Below are 3,247 nucleotides of genomic sequence, written 5' to 3'. Positions count from 1 at the left end.
CCTCCGGTGCGAACGTGCGGACCTCGCGCCACACCCCGGAGGTGGCTGACGTGCCCACACCCCGTACCGCCGAGCCTCGCACGACGACGATCCGGCGGTGGGTCGCCGTCGCGACTCCCCCGGTCGCCGCCGTCGCCGTCCACGGCTGGGCCTACTGGTTCTTCCGCGCGAGCGGGCTGCCCCTCGCCGTGGGCGTGGGGGGCGGCTGCGTCCTGATGCTCGGCGCCTGGATCCTCTACCGGAGCCTGGTCGGCGGCACGGGCCGCTTCTTCGGCTCCGTGCTGACCATGATCGCGCTCCTCGCCACCGCCGCCGCGGCCCAGCACAGCATCCCCCGTGGGGAGACGGCCACCTGCCGGGTCCTGACCGTGGCGGCGGACGCGCAGCCGTCGTGGGGCGACGGCCCCGCCGCCCCCTCCCGCCACAGCCTCACCCTGGAGTGCCCCGGCGGCCACCCCGGCAAGGTCGTCACCGGGCGCGGGGGCGAGGACATCGGCACGGGGGACACGGTGCGGGTGTCCTACGACGTCCACCGCCGCGTCTCCCCCCAGCTCGAGGGCGAGCCCGCCCCCTGGATCACGCTCTCCCTGGCCCTCCTCCTGCTCGGACTGGCGTCCCTGCTGGCCCGCCACGGCGTGCGCGCCCCGCGCCAGGAGACCGCGTGACGGCCGCCGCACCTCGACGACACCACGGATCACGCCATCGCGCGGTCGCCCCCGGTTGGCCGGGTGTTCGCCCTCGTCACACCTCCGCGGCGCACGATCCGGGCCATGACTTCCACGCCCCACGTCAGGTCCACCGCATACGTCCTGACGGCGATCGCCGTGCTCGCCGGCACCGCCTCCCCCGCCGTCGCGGCCCCCGCCGCCCCCTCCGCTCCCGCCGCCTCGGCCGCCCAGCGGCACGACGCCACCGGCATCCCCTTCACCACTGCTGAGGTCACCGCGCGGGAGGACGGCTCCTACCGGATCACCTGGCAGGCCCCCGGCGTCCGCCACGTCACGGTCCGCGCGAACGGCCGCACCGTGGCCGGCGGTGGCTCCACCGGCTCCGTGACCGTCACCGGTCTGCCCGCGGCCGACCGGCAGTGGTTCGACCTGGTGCCGTCCGAGGGCGACCGCCTGCGCCTCGCCGACCGGCTGGTCCGGCTCGAAGGCACCGTCAACTTCCGTGACGCGGGCGGCTACCGCACCGCGGACGGGCACTGGGTGAAGATGGGCGTCGTCTACCGCTCGGACTCCCTGGAGCGCCTGACCGACGCCGATCTCGCCAAGCTGACCAGGCTCGGCATATCCGTCGACTACGACCTGCGCACCACGTCGGAACGGACGGCCGCCCCGGACCGTCTCCCCGACGGTGTCCGGTACGTCGTGGCCGACGTCATGGGCGACACCGCCGGCGGAGTGGAGGGCTTCGAGATGCCGACCACGCCCGAACAGGCCGAGCAGTTCATGATCGACGGCGAGAAGGGCATGGTCGGCGACGAAAGCGCGCGGACCGCCTACACCGCCGTCCTGAACGGGATCACCGACGACGCGGACGGCTCGCTCTACCACTGCACGGCCGGCAAGGACCGCACCGGCTGGGCGAGCGCCGTCCTGCTCACCGCCCTCGGCGTGCCCCGCGAGACGGTCATGCGGGACTACCTGGCGTCCAACCACTACCGCGCCGAGGCCAACGCGGCGACGCTCGCGGCCCTTCCGCCCCAGCAGGCCGCCGTCTACAAGCCGCTCCTGGACGTCCGCCCCTCCTACCTCAACTCCGGTTTCGAGGAGGTCGAGGACGCCTACGGGTCCTTCACCCGGTACGAGAAGAAGGCGCTCGGCCTGGACGCCAAGGACCTCAGGAAGCTGAGGTCCCAGCTCCTCGTCGGCTGACCGCTCCGGAGTCGCGGCGGTTCGCGACGGGACATGGGGAGGCCCCCCACCCGACCCGCGGGTGAGGGGCCCGACCGCCGAGGCCGTCGCCGGGATGCCTCCGCCGTCACCAGACCAGCGCGAGGTCCATCTCCTGCTGCCAGTAGGTGACCGTGTGGGTGCTGTCGACGTACACGCCGCCCGAGGGCAGCGCCACGGTGGCGCCCCGGCCGGCCGCGGCGCCCGAGCGGTCCGCGTAGGTGACGGTCAGCTTCTGGGCGGTGCGGCCGCCCTCGCCCTCACCGGTGGCCGCGGCGGTCATCACCCCGGCGTAGGCGGACTTCCCCGGGTCGATCGTCACGACCGCCTGGGGCCGGCTGTCGCGGAGCACCGGGACGGGCGCCTGGGCGTCGTCGAACCGCAGGAACGGCGCGTGGTAGGCGAAGCACGGGACGGTGCCGGTGTTGGTGGCGGTGACCAGGATGTGGTTGATCGGGCGGGAGACGGCGGTGACGCGGACCTTGGTGTTCGCCGCGGTGCACGGGACCGGGGACGCGTCGGAGCCGGAGCCCGAGCCGGAACCGGAACCGGAGTCCGAGCCCGAGGTGCCGGCCGATCCGCCCTTGCCCGTGCCCTGGGACCCGCCGGAGCCGGTGGAGGAGCCGGTGCCCTTCTCCGCGTCGGAGGCCGCGTCGTCCGACTTCTCCGAGCCGGCCGGCTTCGCGCCCTTCCCGGCGTCGGAGGCGTCCGAACCGGCGGCGGGGGCGGACGCCTGCGGGGAGGAGTCGGTGACGTCGGCGTCCGCGTCGCCCTGGCAGGCGGTCAGCGAGAACGCGGCGAACGCGACGGTCGCGGCGGCGAGGAGACGGACACGGGGGCGGCGGGAAGCGAGAACGCGCATGGCGAAATACCTCTCAGGAGAGTGGAGTTCGGCAGGCCGCTCGACCTGTCGACCGGAGCGGCGTGCTTGGATGACCTCAGCTTGTGGGCGTTTTCGTCCCAGCGGCGACGATGCCGGGGTGTTCGGGACGCTGGAACGTTCCTAACGCCCTGACCAGTGAAAACGTCACCTCCTGGAATGCCGGGACGGGACGTTCCGACCGGAGGACGAGGGGGAGAGGGACAGTGACGGGGGCTGAGGACACCGCCGGGTTCGCGCGGCGGCTGAGGGAGTTGAAGGACCGTTCGGGGCGCAGCTACGGGGTGCTCGCCAAGCGGCTCCACATGAGCACGTCGACGCTGCACCGGTACTGCAACGGGGACGCGGTGCCGACGGAGTACGCCCCGGTGGAGCGGTTCGCCCGGGTGTGCGGGGCGTCCACGGAGGAGCTGGTGACTCTTCACCGCGCCTGGGTCCTCGCCGACGCCGCCCGCCGGCGCCCCACCCCGCC

Annotated in this window: 4 protein-coding genes; 3 read left to right on the top strand and 1 reads right to left on the bottom strand. The window is 74.0% G+C overall.

Annotated elements, in window-relative coordinates; translation table 11 throughout:
• Both HW445_RS23800 and HW445_RS23795 read left to right on the top strand, forming a co-directional pair.
• A partial coding sequence (locus HW445_RS23800; protein WP_218957329.1) for a hypothetical protein occupies window positions 1-665 on the top strand: 665 nt, incomplete at its 5' end.
• A 105-nt stretch (window positions 666-770) separates the two neighbouring features.
• Window positions 771-1,877 carry a tyrosine-protein phosphatase gene (locus HW445_RS23795; protein ID WP_180222993.1) on the top strand — a complete coding sequence of 369 codons (1,107 nt, stop codon included), beginning with the start codon at window positions 771-773 and terminating at the stop codon, window positions 1,875-1,877.
• 106 nt (window positions 1,878-1,983) lie between these two features.
• On the opposite strand, the gene HW445_RS23790 is transcribed toward HW445_RS23795, so the two are convergent.
• Window positions 1,984-2,757, bottom strand: a complete 774-nt coding sequence (locus HW445_RS23790; protein WP_180222992.1) for a DUF4232 domain-containing protein — start codon at window positions 2,755-2,757, stop codon at window positions 1,984-1,986.
• 110 nt (window positions 2,758-2,867) lie between these two features.
• Here HW445_RS23790 and HW445_RS33735 point away from each other — a divergent pair.
• Window positions 2,868-3,247, top strand: a 380-nt coding sequence (locus HW445_RS33735; protein ID WP_180222995.1) for a helix-turn-helix transcriptional regulator, incomplete at its 3' end; no start/stop codon positions are given.

It is taken from the genome of Streptomyces sp. UH6, assembly GCF_013421635.1.
Lineage (GTDB): Bacteria > Actinomycetota > Actinomycetes > Streptomycetales > Streptomycetaceae > Streptomyces > Streptomyces abyssomicinicus.
This window is presented reverse-complemented; position numbering and strand designations above follow the sequence as displayed.

Bases quoted from the DNA above. Each gene is read 5' to 3' on its own strand.
- HW445_RS23790 (WP_180222992.1), bottom strand. From the start codon at position 2,757: ATGCGCGTTCTCGCTTCCCGCCGCCCCCGTGTCCGTCTCCTCGCCGCC.
- HW445_RS23795 (WP_180222993.1), top strand. From the start codon at position 771: ATGACTTCCACGCCCCACGTCAGGTCCACCGCATACGTCCTGACGGCG.